The organism is Bradyrhizobium jicamae, assembly GCF_018130695.1.
GTDB classification, from domain to species: domain Bacteria; phylum Pseudomonadota; class Alphaproteobacteria; order Rhizobiales; family Xanthobacteraceae; genus Bradyrhizobium; species Bradyrhizobium jicamae_B.
In genome coordinates this window covers 135,865-152,974 of the sequence record NZ_JAFCJX010000007.1, presented here as the reverse complement: position 1 = coordinate 152,974, position 17,110 = coordinate 135,865, and the positions used below count along the sequence as shown (strand labels likewise).

Below are 17,110 nucleotides of genomic sequence, written 5' to 3'. Positions count from 1 at the left end.
TTCTTCAATCACCACAAGACGATAGCTGCAAAACAAGCGCCTCGCGACCTCAATCACGTCAAAGGGTTATAGGCGGAAAGCAAAACCTTCAAGGGGGTGGCACGACGAAGACACCCCGCGATCGCGCCAAGCTTACCGCAAAGGCGCAAGCTCAAGTCGGACTGTTGCGCATGGCCTGGCAGTCGGCCGGCGTGGGCGCGCGCAAAGCGTTCCTCGATGAGATCTTCAGTCCAGCAGTTTGCTCCCCCGCGCCCCCTCGCCGCGAAGGCGGCGGTAGCAAGCTCCCATCATCCACAAACGATTCGCTGACGCAATTCCTTGAAGCCTGCATTGCCGAATCCCACAGCGGCCGCGTGCAATCTTCCGTTCTTCACCTCGCGTTCGACCGGTGGTGCAACGAGAATCATCGCGTCTCCACGTTGACAAACAAGCGCTTGACCATGGAGATGGAAAGACGCGGCTTTAAAAAGCACGTTTCGAACGTCGTGTGGTGGGTTGGAATTGAGTTGACCGTTTCAGGTCAGAACCTCGCCCATGGCACTCGCTGACAAGACAGCGCCTGGCTCTGACGAGTCGTTGCAGCACGAGATCCGGCGAGGCCTCGCCGCGCTACGCTCGCTTCACCCCCCGTGCGAACGCCTGGCGCATGCGGTCGAGTGCGCAGCTGTGGACGGTGGTGATTTCGCGAAGCATTTAGGTTTGCGATCAGCCCATAGCAGAACCTCTGAGACGATCGACCAGATCGATCGTCGCAACACGCTCGTCTGCGAGACGGTCCAGCGGTTTTTCTCTCGGGAAGGCGGCAGCTCCGCAAGGGCACTTGCGGCCAGCCTGGCGCGATACGAGAGCGCCATATGGCCGCGCCATGCCTCTGACGAGGAGTGCCCTCACGAGGCCGGCAGCCTCTACGCGGCGCTGTGGTCCATTCTGCGGGCCCATCCATTGGCGATCAAGCAACGGCGCATTCAGGCCATCCTCACCAACAACGGCGCGCGCCGTTAGGCATTCGTCCCCCGTACCCCCCGTCAGGCTATCGATCGCGATCATGCGCAAACCCTCGAAGTTATTTTGCGATTCGAGCAACGAGCGGCGCTTTCGGGTGCCAAGCGAATCACGTCGTCATCATTGCAACTGACCATCTGATCGCGGCGCGCGGCGCGTTGTTGCTTTTCGGCAACCGAGGGTCGCGAGAGTCTGGCGATAGTTTTCTAAAACTATCGCGAGCGAACTCCTTCAATTGCAACATGCACTTAGGCGAGGTGCTGCGAGGGTACGAGGGTTTCGCGCGCCTATACGCATGTGAAGAGAGAGGGAGGCGGCCATTGTGCTCGCCCAAGCAACTGTTCGGATTTCGTACAGTTTTTCTGCGCAATTTTTTGTATGCGCGTATAGGGAAAACCCTCTCTACCCTCGCGTTCTTTGCTTAAAGGATTGATGCAGATGGATTTCCTGAAATCCAAACCCTCTCCAAAACTATCGCAAAACCCTCGTAAACTATCGCGCTAAGGATTTTGAGCACTGAGCGGGTCTGTCGACTGCTTGGCAAATCAGCTTCAGTTCGCACTCGATGCATCGAAGCTCAAAAAAGCGGTCACAAACCTGCACCGCTTTTTCTCAGAAATGGTTCTCGATGGACCATTTCAGCGTTTTGGGAGCTACGTTGGGAGGAAAGTGGGAGCTGGCTGGGAGCTATGCCGTTCCGCTAACTCACTGAACGAAAACGCTTTGGGAGCTTAAATCAAAAATGGGAGGAAGAATCCTCGTGTACGCGTATGCGCGTGCGCGCGCGACGGCTGATCAAACGGTTGGCGATTTCTCTCATACACACGTACGAGATTTTATCCTCCCATTCCTCCCATTTTGCTTTGCAAGCCATTGAGCAGATTGCGTTCGGGAGCTTAAGGCCCGATCAAATTTCAGCTCCCGCCTCCTCCCGTTCCTCCCGCCATCAAAAAAATTCCAGCGTTGAGCACTGAGTGGGGGTTTTGAGTGCTCAACGAATCCCCTCCTGCTCCGGATGGGCCTTGGAACAGCGAACAAGGGCCCCGCATCTTTTTCCCTGGTTGAGAGATGCGTCCGACGGGGCGGCGCTCGTTGAGCGGGGGATATCCAGACAGTCTCCCTCCGCAGATCGGACGCCGCCTCGTCCCAACGTGCGGTTCGAACGAGAGGCGGCTTTGATGTCGGCAATGTCAGCAGTTGCGCGGGTGATGGAAATGGCGGGCATCACTGCCGATGTATCCGCTGTCACGACCGCTGAACTCGAGAAAGCTCGCTCGATTGCTTTCGCACTCGGCGAGGCCGACGCAGCTGCAGCCGTTCAAACGATCCGGTCGGAAGCGATCAAGAGCGCTCGCACCCGTCTCAAGGCAATTCTCACTCACGCGGAGGCAGCGGGTCGCGACGAGCTGGCGCACCATCTCGCTTTCGATACCGATCTACCAGCCGATACCGCAATCGCCACGCTTCGCATGTCAGCGAAGACGGTCACACCACGCCGCTCCAGGCTCGATGGCAACGTGCCGGACCCGAAGATTGAATTCGTCGGTGAAGATCCGCGTGGCGGCTTCGATGCAAACCAGCCATCGCATGGGCTCAATGCGGCCGTCGACCGTACGCTGGCGCAACGAGGCATCAAACCTGTAGGAGGTCAATCGTGACGAATGGAGTTGGTAATTCCGCTGCACCCGCATTTTACGGCACCGTCGAAGGCCTCGATGCCGCGATCGATCGCCTGCTCGCCCAGCGACAGCCTCCGCAAGTAGAGATCGTTTCGCCAGCTGCTGCAAGTGGCTTGGACGCTGCCGTAGATCGTCTGATCGTGCGTCATCAGGAAGCTGTTCCCGACGATCGTTCCGACTACCCATCCTCTCAGGCCGCGAAGCCTGCCGCCGGTCTCGATGCAGCGATTGATCGAATGCTTCAGCGGGCGCCCTAGCGGCTGCGCGCTACGAATAAAGGGTTGTTGGAAATGCATGATCGAATTGATGGTTTGAGTGCAGCCGTCGATCGGCTTGTGGGACGGGGCTACCGAATTTCTATACCGCTAGTGCTAGGCATAGAGAACAAGCGAGGGAACATTGTCCTTTCGCTCGACGAGTCAGAGAGCTGCGTCGTTAACCCATGGTTTGATCTTGCTCGCGTGCAAGAGCTTCTCGCTCAAGCACTTGAACTGGCAACGACCTGTTACGATGAGCCCTACTACTTTCGCGTGGACCGCGCCCCTCTCACCAAACCTTCACTGCGACTCATCGCCGATTCCGGAGCGCGGGTCCTTCCCAGCACCCCCTCCACCGCGACCCGAGGCGGGCCCGGGGGTCCGCCAGTTGAAGACCGTTTTTTTATGGGTTGACGCGATTGACCTTGACGCCCGCGCCCCTTGACACACTTCCCGATGACGGCCTTTGGCTGAGCGTCTCGGAAATAGCTGCCCGGAAGGGCGTTTCGAAGCAGGCTATTTCGGCGCGCGCTGCGCCCCTGATCGCGGGCGGTCGCCTCATGGTGCGACCAGGCAAGGGCAACGCAAAGCTCATCAACTTGGCTCAGTACGACACTCTGATCGGCCAAGTTGGCAACGCGGCACGCGAGGCGGGAGCGTCGACAGCGAATGCGGGCGCTTCATCACGGGGCGCCCGCGGGGGCGACACGCGGTTTCGCGACGAGCAAGCTCGCGAGAAGGCTTATGCCGCTGACCTCAAATGGATCGAGCTAGAGCAAGCTCGGGGCAATTTGGTCCCGACCCATGACATCGATGAAGTCGCAGAGGAGACGGGGCGCCGGATACTCGATGTTCTTGAGTCGCTTCCGGGCCATGCGGAAGATCTCACCGGCATTGCCGCTCGGGACGGCTGGCACGGCTTGCATCAAGCACTCAAGCAGATCGTCAGAGGCCAACGCGAAGCCATTTCCCAGTCGATGAAAGAAATGGTCGAGGCTTCGAAGGCCCGCGCGAACAATCAGGTGTTTCGAAACGTGCCAGCCTCACCAGCTGCTGCCGACCATGAAGGAGATTCCGACCAATGACAATTTCACCGGAGCTATTGAACCGCTTGCCGGAGCCTGCAAGGGCCAAGCTGCGGGAGCTAGAACGCGAGCGTGACGAAGTCGCGACGTTGGTGCGGGATATCGCAATCCGTTTCCCTGAGATCAGCATGCAAATTCGTGGGCAGGAAAGCCAGCTTGTGGATGCGGGAGGCCCTGGACGTTCGGATACCATCGGCGCGCTCAGGGCAATGGAATTCAACTATATCGACAGCGCGGAAAAGCAGGCCGCCGGGCACGCTCCGCAGCTTCGCGGAGGGAAAGTCGCGGAGACGTCGCCGCCGCCCGAAAGCAGGATCAAGGGAATTGAGAAGAAGATCGCGGCGCTGAAGGACGAGCGGCGCCAGCTTGACGAGCGGCAGCAACTCTATGGTGCGCGGCTCCAAGCGATTAGCACCTTCCAACGCTCCGTCGCCTCATGGCTTGCAGAGCTGCCCGTCGCCCTCGCGATCGAGGAGCACACCCGGAGGAAGCCAGACAAGCCCCGCGACGTAACTTCCGATCTGATCGAAAATCGCCGGCGGCGCATCCGAGAGCTGCTCGCCGAGATCAGGCGCGTTGACGCAGCGCCCTATCACGCCGCTGCCGTGAAGGAAAAGGTACGGCGACAAATCGAAGATCTCGCGCAGCGAGGGCTTCCGGGATTCGACGCGATGATCGAGCACATCGACCAGGAGATCGACTGGCCGGCACATACCATCCGCCTCCCTCGCGATCCGGACGTGCAAGTACCCGACGCGCTTGGTCTGATCGCGTGGCTCATGAAGGACCGGTTGATAGAGTTTGCAGAGCGGCGCATCGATGAGGTGGCCGATGACGGCCAGGCGCTGACGGAGGCGCAGCGCCGCGAGCAATTCCGTACCCTATTTGCCGATCTTCTCGAAGCGGAACGCGAAGAAGAAACGTTTGTCCAGGCTGCGGGCTTCCATGTCGTACGTCGGGCCGATGCCGATCCGCGGGCTGTGCTCGGCCTGGCGAGCGGCTTGCCTGGCCCCAAGAGCAAGGTGTCTCAGCTCCTCCACAAGCAGCTCGCATCAGGCCTTTAAGACCTCAACTGCGCGTTCTGATCCAGATAGCGCTGACATTAAGCCCGGATCGAACGGTCCATGACAGAAAAGGAAGCGAAGCGATGCCCAATGTCACCATCAACCTGACCAAACCGATCGAAGGCCCCGCCGGCACGATCAATGCGATCACCCTGCGCGAGCCGAAGTTCGGCGACATCATGCACCTGGGTGAACCGGTCGCCTTTGCGCACGGTGCGGGCGGCATGGTCTACCATGCCGACAAAGACGACTTGTTCAAAGGGTACATCGAGCGGCTGATGATTGAGCCGAAAGATCCCCTGCTTCTCGAGCAGGTGTCGCTCGGCGACGCCCTGAAGTTGAAGGATGCCGTAACGAGTTTTTTCGTGATCGCTCGGGCGGAGAGTTCGAGCTGATTGTCGAGATGCTGGTGCTCGACCAGCGCTTGATCGGCATGGTCGAAGCGGAGGAGCTAAGCATCTCCGCGATCGACTATTGGTTCGATCGTCTGAAGCAGCGCGCAGCTCGCGCCAAGCGAAAGCCGACGACGGGACCAGGGAGGCGATAGACCATGAAACGCATTGAAGCCCAAGCCATCATCAGCGCGCGTGACGCGACAAAAAATGTCTTCGAGCAGATCGCTGCGAAGATCAAGGGCGTCGAAAAGGTTGCCAAGTCTTTCGAGGGCATCAAGGCGCCGAGCTTCACGGGCAACATGTTCGAGGAGCTTCGACGCCTCAAGCTGAGCGAAAAGGAGTTGCAGGGCGTCCGTAAGGAGTTCTCTCGCTTCCACGACGCGCTCAGGTCGGCGCCGATCAAGATGGATCACTATACCCGGGCGATCGGCGAGAAGCAGGGCGAGATCGTCCAGCGTTGGCGCGAGATCAAGAGCGGCGCGGAAGAGGCCGACAAGGCCCACAAGAAATTCTTTGCGGGCGGCGGCGCCGGCCGGCTGGCGAAAGCTGTCGGCGCGTTTGTGCCGGGATATCTGGCCTACCAGGGCGGCAGAGCCGCGGTCGAGGCCAATGCAGTATCGCAGCGCGAGGGAGCGCGAGATTATCTTGCGGGCCTGCCCGAGACCGACAGCAAGCGGCTCGGTGAGAGTGCGCGGCAAAGTTCCGGAAGGTATCCGTCAGTCGATGCGTCGACGATGCATCAGAGCTTGCGCGATCTGGCGATGTCATCGCGTAGCATGGATCTGGCCGTCGAGATGGCCGACACCGTGGCCAAGGGCTTCGTCGTTCTGCAAAGCTTGAAGGGCAAGGACAAGGCAATCGAGGAAAGCCGCAAGTTCTTTGCCGCACTCGACGTGCTGGGCAAGAACGTCGACGCGAAAGAGGTGAAGGATCTGTATGGCGGCTTTGTCAAGGCGATGGCCGTTGAAGGCGCCGACATGGACATGGGCGGCGTCCTGGCGATGGCGCGGCGCCTCAAGGCCGCCGGCGCAACGATTTCCAACCGCTTCCTGATGACGACAGGCGCCGGCCTGGCGCGGGACCTCGGCGACGAGAAGGCCGGCAATGCACTCTCGATGATGCAGCAGCAGGAAGTCCAGGCGACAAAGCAGGCCAAAGAGTACGGCGAAAAATATGGCCTTCGGGACAGCAGCGGCAAGTTCGTTGATCGCAGCGAGATGATGCACGATCCCGACTATTGGGCCTGGAAGAATGTCACGGCCTCGATGAAGCGGGCCGGACTTGATCCGGATAAGGCCGAGGACGTGAACACGTTCCTTCAGAGCGCTTATTCCAATAGCAGCGCGCGCGATGTCTTGTCCAAGCTGATGACGCAGCGGCAGCAGTACGAAGGAAAAGCCGTTCAATATGAGAAATCTCCTGGCCCCGGGGCAGCCTCGGAACTAGCCAAGCGAGATCCGTTCGTTGCTCTCGAGGGCGTCCAGGCGCAGATGCGCAATCTTGCTGCGCAAGCGCCTGTCATGGATGCCGCTGCGGCGGGCCTCAACAAGCTGACGTCTGCGATCGTCAACATCAATGACGCGATCAGCAACAAAGATTGGTCGAAGATCCTGCCCTCCGTCACCGATTTGCTGCCGAAGAACGAGGTGCGCGACGCGAAAGCGATCGCCGGCGTGATCAGCTCGGTAGCGGATTTCGATCGGAAAATTTCGGACCCGGTCAAAAATGCCATCAAGAGCATCTTCGATTCCACGGGAGCTGCACGACTGGGCGGCGCCAGAAAGATTGATGCGACCAAACGCCTCGATCAATGGCCGGCCTCGGGTGCGGAGCCGCTGCAGTGGGCGCCCGCGGGCGCCGCGGCTACGTCCTACGTCCCGGCCAAAACGCCTTGGTCGGATTACTTCAATCTGGGAAGCGTTCGCCTCGGCACAGCCAAGCGGCCCGGGCCGCCGACTTTTCCGGCGCCGGAGTTGAACGATTCGACGACATTCGGCACCGGTGTTCGCAAGCACACGGATGTCACCGACGCCCTGGCAGGCCTCCCGGATGCGATCCGTGTTACTGGCGAGGGTACCGTCGAGGGTGAGGCCACGGTCACGCATAAGATCGAGCTTGACGTGTCCGACTGGATCAAAGCGCGCATCGGGAATCTAGAACGATCCGTTGTGAAGCTGACGGGACACATCCAGATGACAAATGGCAATGGTCCAGGAGGGCTCGGTCACTCCTCACCTGATGCTGTCTCTCCTCTTATCGCGTCGCCACGATTTACGCCGCCGACGGCGGATCTGTACTGAGGAAAGGCTCCCCCGATGACGACGACCGACGATGATCTCGAAAGGCGCGTGACGGTGCTTTCGGCCCAGCTTATTGCTGCGGAGACGATATTCGCGTCCGTGGTGGCGAGCGCTCTGCGCCTCTTCGATGCGGACGATCGCGACATGCTGATCAGCACGTTGCGCGAGGCATTTGCTGTCAATCCTGGCCGCGCGAGCGCGGTTGGCAGGGAGAAGCTCGAAATGGTGCTACTGCATGCCGACGAGCACGCTCAGCAATTGATGGATCGAATCGAGCGTGCGGCACGCGGCGGCGATCCGCAGCCTCTCCGTCGCGCGTGATCGAACAACTCACTCAGATTTCAGCCGAGCGCGATAGTTCGAAGGCCCATCCAAAGGGCTTTCCAGAGCAGGACCACAAGGCCGCCGGCAGCGATGATCATCAAATACACGATCGCTGATTTAGCGAAAGACCTGTCTCTCATCTTCCTGATCCCGCCTGCATCAAGAATATTACAACAAGTCACCCGGCCGCCTTCTCTTTGGGTCGAGTACGTCGCGACCGGCTTCTGTGATGGCGACCCGGCCGCGCGTAGCCAGGCTCCCGACGATGTAGCCTTGGTCAAGCAGCGACCGCGCGCTGTCGTCTGCGCGGTCCATCAGACCGAGAAAATCGAATGCCGACATCGAGCCGTCACGCATCAGCGTAAGTCGTCTTAGAGCTTCGATCTGACGTGCACCTAATGGCATGGTGGAAACTCCGAGACGATCTAAGCGTTTGGCGCGATCCACCCCGCAATCGCAACCGTCACAAAGACGCCAACGACGGAACATACCAATGCGCCGCCGATCCCTTCAAACCAAAAGCCAAACATGGCCCCGGCGATGAAGCCGATCGCGTTGAACCTAGTTTTGGCGCTCTCTGTCATGACGTGGTGTGGATAGCACACTTCCGCGCGCGCTGTGCGCGCCCGTCAGGCCGCCGGTCGGCGGCTCTTTAGGGCCCGATTCGCGTGTCTTGCGGGATGGTGTTAAGGGCGCAACCAGACGCACGAAAGCCGCCCCGGAGGGCTTGGCAATCGGCTGCAAATCAGAGAATCTGTCCGTGGGCGTAGAAACCCGGACCGAGAATATAGCCGCTTCATGCCTGGTCAGCATGCCGCCCGATTGGCGTCGGGAGGAACGCGGCTGAACTGTGCGGCGCATTGGCGTGCGCCTGACCTGGCCATTATGGCCGGGAGGGCTGCGCCATGTCCAGAGGGCAACCTTAAAAGCGCCGCCGCCAGTCTTCTCGGCTGGTTTCTACCTCCCGGCTGCCGGTCCGCCACCGGCAACGGCCGTAGAAAGCCTTAATCGAGAGCCCATCCATGACACATCAAGAGAACGTCGTATCGCGGGGCGATGATCGCGCGCCCGCGCAGTCCGTGTCGGGCGTAACCAGGAGAGTTATGATGTTGCGTACAGTTGCGTTGCCCGCCGCGATCGCCTCACCTTCGATCGCGCATTCGCCAGATCATCTGCCGGACGCGGATCGGCGACTCGTCGAACTCGCGGCGCGCGTCGCCGAGATCTATCCACTCTATGAGTCGGCGCTCGAGGAACAACGCTCCGTGTGGAGTGTGTACGAGCAGCGGGAGCCACAACGTCCTGCCGAGCTTGCCTGGCGCGTCGGGGATCCCGTTGGTTACGAGATCGAGCACACCGATGATGATGCCCCTGAGCGACGCGGTCGCGTTTGGTGTTCCGCTGCGGCAATCGAGGCATTGCGCGACAATCCGCTGATGCGATGGGAATTCGTCGGCACCGACGATGAGTGGCAACGCGCTGAAAACCATAGGACGAATGCCGAGAGCGGTGAGCGGGCCCCAGAGTGCGCACATCTTTGGAAGCACGTTCCAGATACCAAGATGCAGCCGCGCGCCGACCAGCTGATCGCTGCTCTCCATCGCTGGGAGCACGCAAAAGACGAGCTGCAGCGAGACTTGGGCCTGCCGGGCCTCATAGACAGGGAGCAGGAGCTCTACGATCAGTTTTCGGCTCTGCAGGAAGAAATGCTCGAGGTGCCCGCGACGACGTTGGTAGGCCTTCGCGCCAAGGCAATGGTGCTGTTTACGGTGTGCTGGCAAGGCGATGCCCTGGACCAGCTGGGCGACGCAATGGATTCGAAGTTTATCTATAGCCTGGTCGGGGACTTGATCGGAAGCCGCGATCACTCTGGGTCATGGGACGGCGAGCACTATCGCCCTCCGGGAGGCGCCAGCCCCGCGGCAGTGGCAGGCTCAGCCCGGGAGCTTGTGTAGCCTTCTGGGAGCTTGGGGCAAAAACGGCGCCCTCGCCGCCGGCGGCGCGGCGGGGGCGCATTTTTTGGTGGCCATGGTCTCGGCCCCAACGGAAGCCGGCGTTACCACAGGCTCATTCCCAGCGGAGTCCTGGAAACTCGCTCCTTGGGGCCGAGGATGGGAAATCTAAGCCGTGGGACGCGCGGCCGTGAAAGCCGAGGCGTCGCCCCCGGGGATGTTTCGTGAAGCGCAAAAATCGACGAGAGATGAAATTTGCCTGCGACTTTTAACGGCGAGATCACTGAAGAACGCCTGCTCGACGCGATCGCATTGGTATCGGAGGTCATAGTCCTGCATGGCCCGGTGTATGCCCCGATCCTCGACCGACTCGAGCGGGAGCTGGAGGCCCTAAGGAGCGGAAATGATGCTGTTGCGCGCGCTCGGCGGCATTTGGCTGCGGCGGCGGCGCGGGCCGCTTCCACGTCCATTTAAGCCCATCCTTGAGGGGCTCGACGCGCGAGGGTTTTGTTCGGCGGCTCGTTTGCGCGGAGGCGGAAGGCAGGGCAGGCCGCCGAACGAACCTTAGATGAGGTTCGATTATTGACTTCGAGCGAACCTTATGCGAGGTTCGTTCGATGACAACCTTGGTCAAGCCCAAATTCTCTCAGGCGCAGGTCCTGAAAATAGTGCCGGGTCTGAAGGCGAAAGCTTTGCAGAACTGGAACGATCGCAAACTGCTCTCGGTCGTCGATCCGAATCCTGGTCGCCAGGGCAAGCGGTTGTATTCAGCGGTTGGCGTCGTGGAGCTGGCGATTATGAGTCGCATGGCAGACCTCGGCATTCCACTGAACATATCGCGGTCCATCGCTGAATCGGTCGCGAAAGTTCTCGCCGGCGGAAGGAATGTGGATTGGGATATGCACATCTTCCTTCGCTTGAGCGTGATGAATGAGCTGCTCGATGCGGTCGAAGCCGGCAAGGAGGTGCCTATTGGCCTACTTGGCCCCCGCACACGTCCCGCGACTCAGATCAGCATCGACAAGCTCACCGAGATCAACATCCCATCCGACCGCAGAGGCCCTCGACATTCGATCGATGAAGGTCGCCGCGAGACCCTCGCCAGAAAAGGCATCCACGCCGAGCCAGTCATCGTGTTTCCGATGGGTGAGATTGTGAACGGTGCGCTTGCGCAGCTGCGCGCCCTTGATGAAGTCGAAGACGCGGGCGACATTGCCTCACGGAGGAAACCCCTTTCGGGCGGGCGCAAGCATGGGTCGCCCAAATGATCGAACAGATTTTTCGGTGGTAGCATCCCATGGCTCGCTGCGCTTGCACATTCAAACAGCAAGATCTGACCCGCGCACTGCGTGGTGCACGCGCAGCTGGCTTCACTGTGCAGCGAGCTGAGATCGACAAGTCAGGCAAAATCGTCGTCACCTTCGCCGGCGAAGGGCCTTCTTCCCCACCTGACGATTTGGATCGAGAGCTGGCCGAGTTCGAGGCACGTCGTGGTCAAGGTTGAGCTTAAGGGCATCGCGAAGGTTACGGCGAAGGGCAAGGCGTACTACTACGCCTGGCGCGGCGGGCCGCCTCTTCGCGGAGCACCTGGCTCCCCGGAATTCGTGGCCTCATACAATGAGGCCCTCGAGCAGCACCGCGCGCCCGATCGTAACCGTTTCCGCTTTGTCGTCGCCGATTACAAGTCGAGCCGGGATTACAAAAAGCTGGCCCAGTCCACGCGCGATCAGTGGGGCAAATGGCTAGACCGCGTTGCGGAGTATTTCGGCGAGCTTCGCACTGCTCAATTCGATCGGCCTGAGAAGATCCGGCCAGTGATACGCCGCTGGCGCGGCCAATGGGCGGAAACGCCGCGCACCGCCGACTATGCGCTGCAGGTGCTGTCGCGCGTCTGCGCTCACGCAGTTGAGCTTGGAAAGATCGCCGGCAATCCCTGTGAAGGCATCAAACACCTTTATAACAATGATCGCTCGGAGATCATCTGGACGGACTCGGACGTGGCGCAGGTCAAGAAAACTTGCTCGATCGAGATCGCTCATGCGATCGATCTCGCCGGCCACACAGGCCTCCGGCTCAGCGATTTGCTCCGCTTGTCCTGGTCGCACGTCGGCGATGACGCAATCGTGCTCACGACCGGCAAGAGCCGGCATCGCCGCGAGGCGATCATTCCCCTCTACGGCGCGCTGCGCGACGTCCTGGCGCGCATTCCAAAGCGAGCGACCACAATCCTGACCAGCAGCAAGCGGCGCCCCTGGACGGCCGACGGCTTCGGGAGCTCGTTCAACAAAGCGAAGATCGACGCCGGCATGTCGGAGCTCGATCTTCACTTCAATGATTTGCGGGGAACGGCCGCGACGAAGTTCTACATCGCAGGCTTCAGCATGCGCGAGATCGCCGAGACACTCGCCTGGGAGGAAGAGTCGGTCGAGAAGATCATCCGCCGCTACGTCGGCCGCTCGGCCGCGATCAAAGCTCGAATCAAAAAGCTCGAGGTCAGAGAATGAACGTGGCGAGCGGAGGAATTCGGAATGGCACTTAGCGATGTGTGCTTCGATTTCGTCGCGGAGATTAGAAGCGCACGATCTGACCTGAAACGGCGCAAGGCCGTGCTGAACTTGCGGCAGGTGAGTTCGGAGTATCGCGGATCGCCGCTCGGATACGGGAGCGAGATCGACGCGCTTGTAACAGCTTGCGACGATTTTCTTGACGGAACGACCGCCGCGGCCTCGGCGGCGGCACTGGAGCGCCTGTTGTTTATGGCTGACTCTATCCGCGAATTCTATGACCGGCCGCCAGGTGTGACCGGACTCTCTTCCAAGATGCTCTGAGGGTCAGAGAATGAACAAATCCAGCAAAACCGCCGACAAAACTTTATCGTCAAATTCAGCTAAGTCTTGGAGCGGGCGAAGGGAATCGAACCCTCGTATGCAGCTTGGGAAGCTGCCGTTCTACCATTGAACTACGCCCGCGCACCTTTGCGCATGATCTGATCGGAAATCCGGCATCCACTTTTCCGGATCATGCGAGAGCATGCATACCTGAGCGCGCGGCATCCGCCAAGCCACCTCCGGCCCGTTCCGCCTTTAACCGATTGGCAAGGATTCCGGATGCGCCGGAATGTGGCGGTGCTATGATCCCTGGCGGGGACTGGTGGCGTCATGGCGGGGCGTGGGTACACCATTTTCGACACGGCAATCGGCCGATGCGGGATCGCATGGGGCGCGCTTGGTGTCGTCGGCGTGCAACTGCCCGAGGCGCGCGAGCTCGAAACCCGGAAGCACCTGTTCCAGCTCTATCCCGATGCGCGGGAGATGCGCCCGCACGAGGAGATCGAGGTGGCGATTGAAGGCATCGCCGCGATCCTGCGTGGCGGGGATTTCGACCTCTCCGGCGTGACACTGGATATGACCGGCATCCCGGCCTTCAACCAGCACGTCTACCAGTTTGCCCGAACCATTCCGCGCGGCGAGACCCGGACCTATGAGGAGGTCGCCGGCAGCTTGCGGGCTTCCGGGGCGGTCTACTCGGTGGCGCAGGCGATCGGGCGCAATCCCTTCATGATCATCGTGCCCTGCCATCGCGTGCTCGAAGCCGGCAACTATGCCGACAGGATCTCGCCGCATGGCGGCGTGATCTCCAGGCGGCGGCTGCTGTCGATCGAGGGCGCCCATGCGACCGCGAGCAGGACGCTGTTCGACGTGCTGCTGCCGGTTGCGCCGGTGCGGCCGCATCCCTAAATCAGCGCGATGATCCGCACGACGCTGCTGCAGCGCGATAGCATGTCCGTCTCCGAGTTTCGCTGCACCGCGGAGCCCGGCGACAAGCCATTTGCCGAGCAATATGCCTGTCATTCGGTGTCCTATGTGCGCAAGGGCAGCTTTGGCTGCCACTGCCGCGGCCGCTTCCATGAGCTGGTGGCCGGCTCGATCCTGGTCGGCCATCCCGGCGACGAATATGTCTGCACCCACGACCATGTCGCCGGCGATGAATGCCTGTCGTTTTTCCTGACACCCGAGCTGGTGGAGACGATCGGCGATCACCGCGCGGTCTGGCAGGTCGGCTCGGTGCCGCCGCTGCCGGAGCTGATGGTGGTCGGCGAGCTCGCACAGACGGCGGCAGCCGGCAACAGCGACGTCGGGCTCGACGAGGTCGGGCATCTCTTCGCCAGCCGCTTTGTCGAGGCGGTGTCCGACCGCAAGGCAAAGCCGCTCAACGCCGGCTTGCGCGATCGTCGCCGGGCGGTGGAGGCCGCACTGTGGATCGACGCCAATTCCCATCGCGATATCGATCTCGATGATGCCGCGGCCCAGGCCGGCCTCAGCACGTTCCATTTCCTGCGGCTGTTCTCGGCGGTGCTTGATGTGACGCCGCATCAATATCTCGTGCGCTCGCGGCTGCGGCACGCGGCGCGGCGGCTTGCGGATGATGACAGCCCGATCACCGACATCGCCTATGATGTCGGCTTCAACGACCTCTCGAATTTCGTGCGCAGCTTTCATCGCGCCGCCGGCGCTTCACCGCTCAAGTTCCGCCAGGCGTCGCGGGGGAAGCGCAAGATTTTCCAAGAACGCTTCGCCCTGCAATAGCTAGATTCGCTCCAGGCCGCGCGTCATCGACGCGCTTCTGACCTGGAGACATCAATGTACGACCACATCGGATTGCGCGTCGCCGATCTCGACGCCAGCGTGCGCTTCTACACCGCAGCACTCGCACCGCTCGGCTTTGTCCTCTGCTCGCGTGACGACAATGGCGCGGGCTTCGGCCCGAAGGGCGAGCCCGCGCTCTGGCTGCATCTGCACAAGGGCAAGGCCGCGACCGGCGCGCACGTCGCCTTCCGCGCGCCGAGCCATGACGCGATCGAAAAATTCCACAGTGAGGGCCTGAAGGCCGGCGGCAAGGACAACGGCGAGGCCGGCCACCGCAGGGATTACAGCCCGACCTACTACGCCGCGTTCCTGATCGACCCCGACGGCAACAACGTCGAGGCGGTGAGCACCTAACGGCCGCACGACGCGAACCGTAGGGTGGGCAAAGGCGCGCCTTCGCGCCGTGCCCACCATCAAGTGTCGTGCTCGTGAGGGTGGGCACGCTGCGCTTTGCCCACCCTACACAATCTCACTCTCCCATAAGGAATCAATCCATGGCTTCCATTCACAAATCCATTCCGATCGATGCCCCCGCCGATCACGTCTGGGACGCGCTGCGCGATTTCGGCGCGCTGCATACGCGGCTGGTACCGAGCTTCGTCACCGACACCAGGCTCGACGGCGATGTCCGCATCGTCACCTTCGGCAACGGTACCGTGGCGCGGGAGACGCTGGTCGATTGCGACGATGCACGGCAGCGGCTGGTCTATGCCATCACCAGCGAGCGGCTGAAGCAGCATTCAGCCTCAGTGCAGGTGTTTGCGGAAGGCGACAACCGCTGCCGCGTCGCATGGATCGCCGACGTGCTGCCGAACGAGATCGCGCCCTATATGGATGCGCAGATGGATCTCGGCGCTGCGGCAATGCAGACAACGCTTGCGACATCGGCGAAGGCGAAGACCGCAGCGTGAACTTCTGTCGGCGCTGATCACGACAGCGCCGGCTGCACCTTTCCGATCGACGCTGGCTTGCCCCAGCGGGTCAAGACCACGCTGGTGCAGGAGAGCAGGCCGAGCACCCCCATCGAGGCGGCCGCGAGCGCGAAGAAGTTCTGCGCGGTCGCCTCATGGGTCGACAGCCACCAGCTGCCACAAGCGATGAAGATCAGCCGCGCGGTCTGCGCCAGCACCGGGCCGAGCACCTTGGCCGCGCCCTGCGAGGAGAAATACATCGACATCGCAAGGCCAATGAACGCGTACATCGGCGCCGCGGTCGAGAGATATTGATGGCTCGCGAGCCGCACGTCCGCGTCCGTCGTGAAGAGATTGACCCACAGGTCCGGGAAGATCGCGATGAGGGTGCCGATCACACCCAGCGTGACGAAGCACACCACGCCGGCGGTCCAGGCGATGCGGCGGGCACGCGCAATCCGTTCGGCGCCAACCGCCATGCCGACCATCGGCACCGAGGCGATGCCGACCGCGAACGACACCGACGTCAGCATGAATTCGAGCCGCGCACCGATGCCGTAGCCGGCGAGGATTGCCGTGCCGAACTGCGCCAGCATGTGGGTGAAGATCGAGATCGTCAGAACCGACTGCAGCGGCGACAGGCAGGACACCGCGCCGACCTTGAGGATGTCGATGAACATCGCCCACTGGATGCGCAAGCCCCTGAGCTTCGGCTTCACGCGGGCGCGGCCGGAGAACAGATACCAGCCCATCACGGTGATGCTGATCGAATAGGCGATCAGCGAACCGGCCGCGACGCCGCGCATGCCGAACTGCGGGACCGGGCCGAGGCCGAGACCGAGCGTGCCGCCCAGGATGATCTGCCAGACCGCCGACGACAGGATCATGGTCGAGGGCAGCTTCATGTTGCCGGTGCCGCGCAGCACGCCGGCCATGGTGTTCATCAGCCAGGGCAGCACGGCGCCGCCGAAAAATATCTGCGAATAGGCGATCGCCTGCGCCAGCACATTGCCGCGGCCGCCGAGCAGCTCAAGCAGGCGCGGGCCGAATATCTCCATGCCCAGCATGAACACGACGCCAAATTTCACGCCGATCAGCAGCGCATGCGCCGCGAGTGTCGAGGCGCGTTCGATATCGCCAGCACCGAGCGCACGCGCGATCGAAGACGCCACGCCGCCACCCATCGCGCCGCCCGACATCGTCATGGTCAGGATCACGGTAGGAAACACCAGCGCCATCGCCGCCAGCGATTCCACGCCAAGGCGGCCGATATAGGAAGTCTCCGCGATGACGACGCAGGTGCCGGCTGACAGCGCGAGCACGTTCGGCCAGGCCAGCCACAGCAGCGTGCGCAAGATCGGCCCGTCGAGCAGCGCGTTGCGCGCCGGTTTTGTGACTGGCGGCGGCAGCGGGCGTTCGTCTTCGTCGACAGGTATTTCGGCGAGGCCGATGTCGGACATTTCAGCTCCCCGGCGCATGGTTTTGATCGGCCGCG

20 protein-coding genes and 1 tRNA gene are annotated in these 17,110 nt (G+C 61.5%); 18 read left to right on the top strand and 3 right to left on the bottom strand.

Annotation, left to right across the window (positions count from 1 at the left end; translation table 11 throughout):
- Positions 1-170 precede the first annotated feature (170 nt).
- The 3 genes from JQ604_RS12145 (at position 171) to JQ604_RS12135 (ending at position 2,660) form a co-directional block, all read left to right on the top strand.
- Positions 171-548 carry a primase-like DNA-binding domain-containing protein gene (locus JQ604_RS12145; protein WP_212357434.1) on the top strand — a complete coding sequence of 126 codons (378 nt, stop codon included), beginning with the start codon at positions 171-173 and terminating at the stop codon, positions 546-548.
- Positions 535-1,002, top strand: a complete 468-nt coding sequence (locus tag JQ604_RS12140; RefSeq protein ID WP_212357431.1) for a hypothetical protein — start codon at positions 535-537, stop codon at positions 1,000-1,002. The genes JQ604_RS12145 and JQ604_RS12140 overlap by 14 nt, the downstream gene beginning before the upstream one ends.
- Before the next feature lie 1,178 nt (positions 1,003-2,180).
- Positions 2,181-2,660, top strand: coding sequence for a hypothetical protein (locus JQ604_RS12135; protein ID WP_212357428.1), 480 nt, complete (start codon positions 2,181-2,183; stop codon positions 2,658-2,660).
- Here the strand turns inward: JQ604_RS12135 and JQ604_RS12130 are convergent.
- Complete coding sequence (locus tag JQ604_RS12130) at positions 2,651-2,977, bottom strand: hypothetical protein (protein ID WP_212357425.1); 327 nt, start codon at positions 2,975-2,977, stop codon at positions 2,651-2,653. The two genes, JQ604_RS12135 and JQ604_RS12130, sit on opposite strands and share 10 nt — an antisense overlap.
- 380 nt (positions 2,978-3,357) lie before the next feature.
- On the opposite strand from JQ604_RS12130, the gene JQ604_RS12125 reads away from it, so the two are divergent.
- The 11 genes from JQ604_RS12125 (at position 3,358) to JQ604_RS12075 (ending at position 12,886) form a co-directional block, all read left to right on the top strand.
- On the top strand, positions 3,358-4,023 hold the full coding sequence (locus JQ604_RS12125; protein ID WP_212357421.1) for a hypothetical protein: 666 nt from the start codon (positions 3,358-3,360) through the stop codon (positions 4,021-4,023).
- The gene (locus JQ604_RS12120; RefSeq protein ID WP_212357419.1) at positions 4,020-5,087 is read left to right on the top strand and encodes a hypothetical protein; all 1,068 of its coding nucleotides are present in this window, start codon (positions 4,020-4,022) and stop codon (positions 5,085-5,087) included. Before JQ604_RS12125 ends, JQ604_RS12120 begins: the two co-directional genes overlap by 4 nt.
- Positions 5,088-5,170: 83 nt before the next feature.
- Positions 5,171-5,482, top strand: coding sequence for a hypothetical protein (locus tag JQ604_RS12115; protein ID WP_212357416.1), 312 nt, complete (start codon positions 5,171-5,173; stop codon positions 5,480-5,482).
- An 8-nt stretch (positions 5,483-5,490) separates the two neighbouring features.
- Positions 5,491-5,634, top strand: a complete 144-nt coding sequence (locus tag JQ604_RS12110; RefSeq protein WP_212357412.1) for a hypothetical protein — start codon at positions 5,491-5,493, stop codon at positions 5,632-5,634.
- Between the two features lie 3 nt (positions 5,635-5,637).
- Positions 5,638-7,782 (top strand): hypothetical protein, encoded by a 2,145-nt coding sequence (locus JQ604_RS12105; RefSeq protein ID WP_212357409.1) that lies wholly within the window; start codon positions 5,638-5,640, stop codon positions 7,780-7,782.
- A gap of 15 nt (positions 7,783-7,797) precedes the next feature.
- Positions 7,798-8,103, top strand: coding sequence for a hypothetical protein (locus JQ604_RS12100; protein ID WP_212357406.1), 306 nt, complete (start codon positions 7,798-7,800; stop codon positions 8,101-8,103).
- Positions 8,104-8,196: 93 nt separating this feature from the next.
- Positions 8,197-8,481 (top strand): hypothetical protein, encoded by a 285-nt coding sequence (locus JQ604_RS12095; protein WP_212357403.1) that lies wholly within the window; start codon positions 8,197-8,199, stop codon positions 8,479-8,481.
- A 731-nt stretch (positions 8,482-9,212) separates the two neighbouring features.
- Entirely contained in the window at positions 9,213-10,061 is an 849-nt protein-coding gene (locus tag JQ604_RS12090; protein ID WP_212357400.1) for a hypothetical protein, read from the top strand.
- 614 nt (positions 10,062-10,675) lie between these two features.
- Positions 10,676-11,326, top strand: a complete 651-nt coding sequence (locus JQ604_RS12085) for a hypothetical protein (RefSeq protein WP_212357397.1) — start codon at positions 10,676-10,678, stop codon at positions 11,324-11,326.
- Between the two features lie 222 nt (positions 11,327-11,548).
- Positions 11,549-12,562, top strand: coding sequence for a site-specific integrase (locus JQ604_RS12080; protein WP_212357394.1), 1,014 nt, complete (start codon positions 11,549-11,551; stop codon positions 12,560-12,562).
- Positions 12,563-12,586: 24 nt separating this feature from the next.
- Positions 12,587-12,886: a hypothetical protein gene (locus JQ604_RS12075; RefSeq protein WP_212357391.1), complete on the top strand. Its 300-nt coding sequence runs from the start codon at positions 12,587-12,589 to the stop codon at positions 12,884-12,886.
- A 67-nt stretch (positions 12,887-12,953) separates the two neighbouring features.
- On the opposite strand, the gene JQ604_RS12070 is transcribed toward JQ604_RS12075, so the two are convergent.
- Positions 12,954-13,027 (bottom strand) — tRNA-Gly (locus tag JQ604_RS12070).
- 189 nt (positions 13,028-13,216) lie between these two features.
- Here JQ604_RS12070 and JQ604_RS12065 point away from each other — a divergent pair.
- The 4 genes from JQ604_RS12065 to JQ604_RS12050 all read left to right on the top strand — a co-directional run bounded on the left by JQ604_RS12065 (position 13,217) and on the right by JQ604_RS12050 (position 15,615).
- Positions 13,217-13,795, top strand: a complete 579-nt coding sequence (locus tag JQ604_RS12065; RefSeq protein ID WP_212357388.1) for a methylated-DNA--[protein]-cysteine S-methyltransferase — start codon at positions 13,217-13,219, stop codon at positions 13,793-13,795.
- 9 nt (positions 13,796-13,804) lie between these two features.
- Positions 13,805-14,644, top strand: coding sequence for a helix-turn-helix domain-containing protein (locus JQ604_RS12060; protein WP_212357385.1), 840 nt, complete (start codon positions 13,805-13,807; stop codon positions 14,642-14,644).
- Between the two features lie 54 nt (positions 14,645-14,698).
- Complete coding sequence (locus tag JQ604_RS12055; protein WP_212357382.1) at positions 14,699-15,058, top strand: VOC family protein; 360 nt, start codon at positions 14,699-14,701, stop codon at positions 15,056-15,058.
- Between the two features lie 140 nt (positions 15,059-15,198).
- Positions 15,199-15,615, top strand: coding sequence for an SRPBCC family protein (locus JQ604_RS12050; RefSeq protein ID WP_212357379.1), 417 nt, complete (start codon positions 15,199-15,201; stop codon positions 15,613-15,615).
- A gap of 17 nt (positions 15,616-15,632) precedes the next feature.
- Here the strand turns inward: JQ604_RS12050 and JQ604_RS12045 are convergent, their stop codons facing one another.
- Positions 15,633-17,075 carry an MATE family efflux transporter gene (locus JQ604_RS12045; protein ID WP_212357376.1) on the bottom strand — a complete coding sequence of 481 codons (1,443 nt, stop codon included), beginning with the start codon at positions 17,073-17,075 and terminating at the stop codon, positions 15,633-15,635.
- Positions 17,076-17,110: the final 35 nt, after the last annotated feature.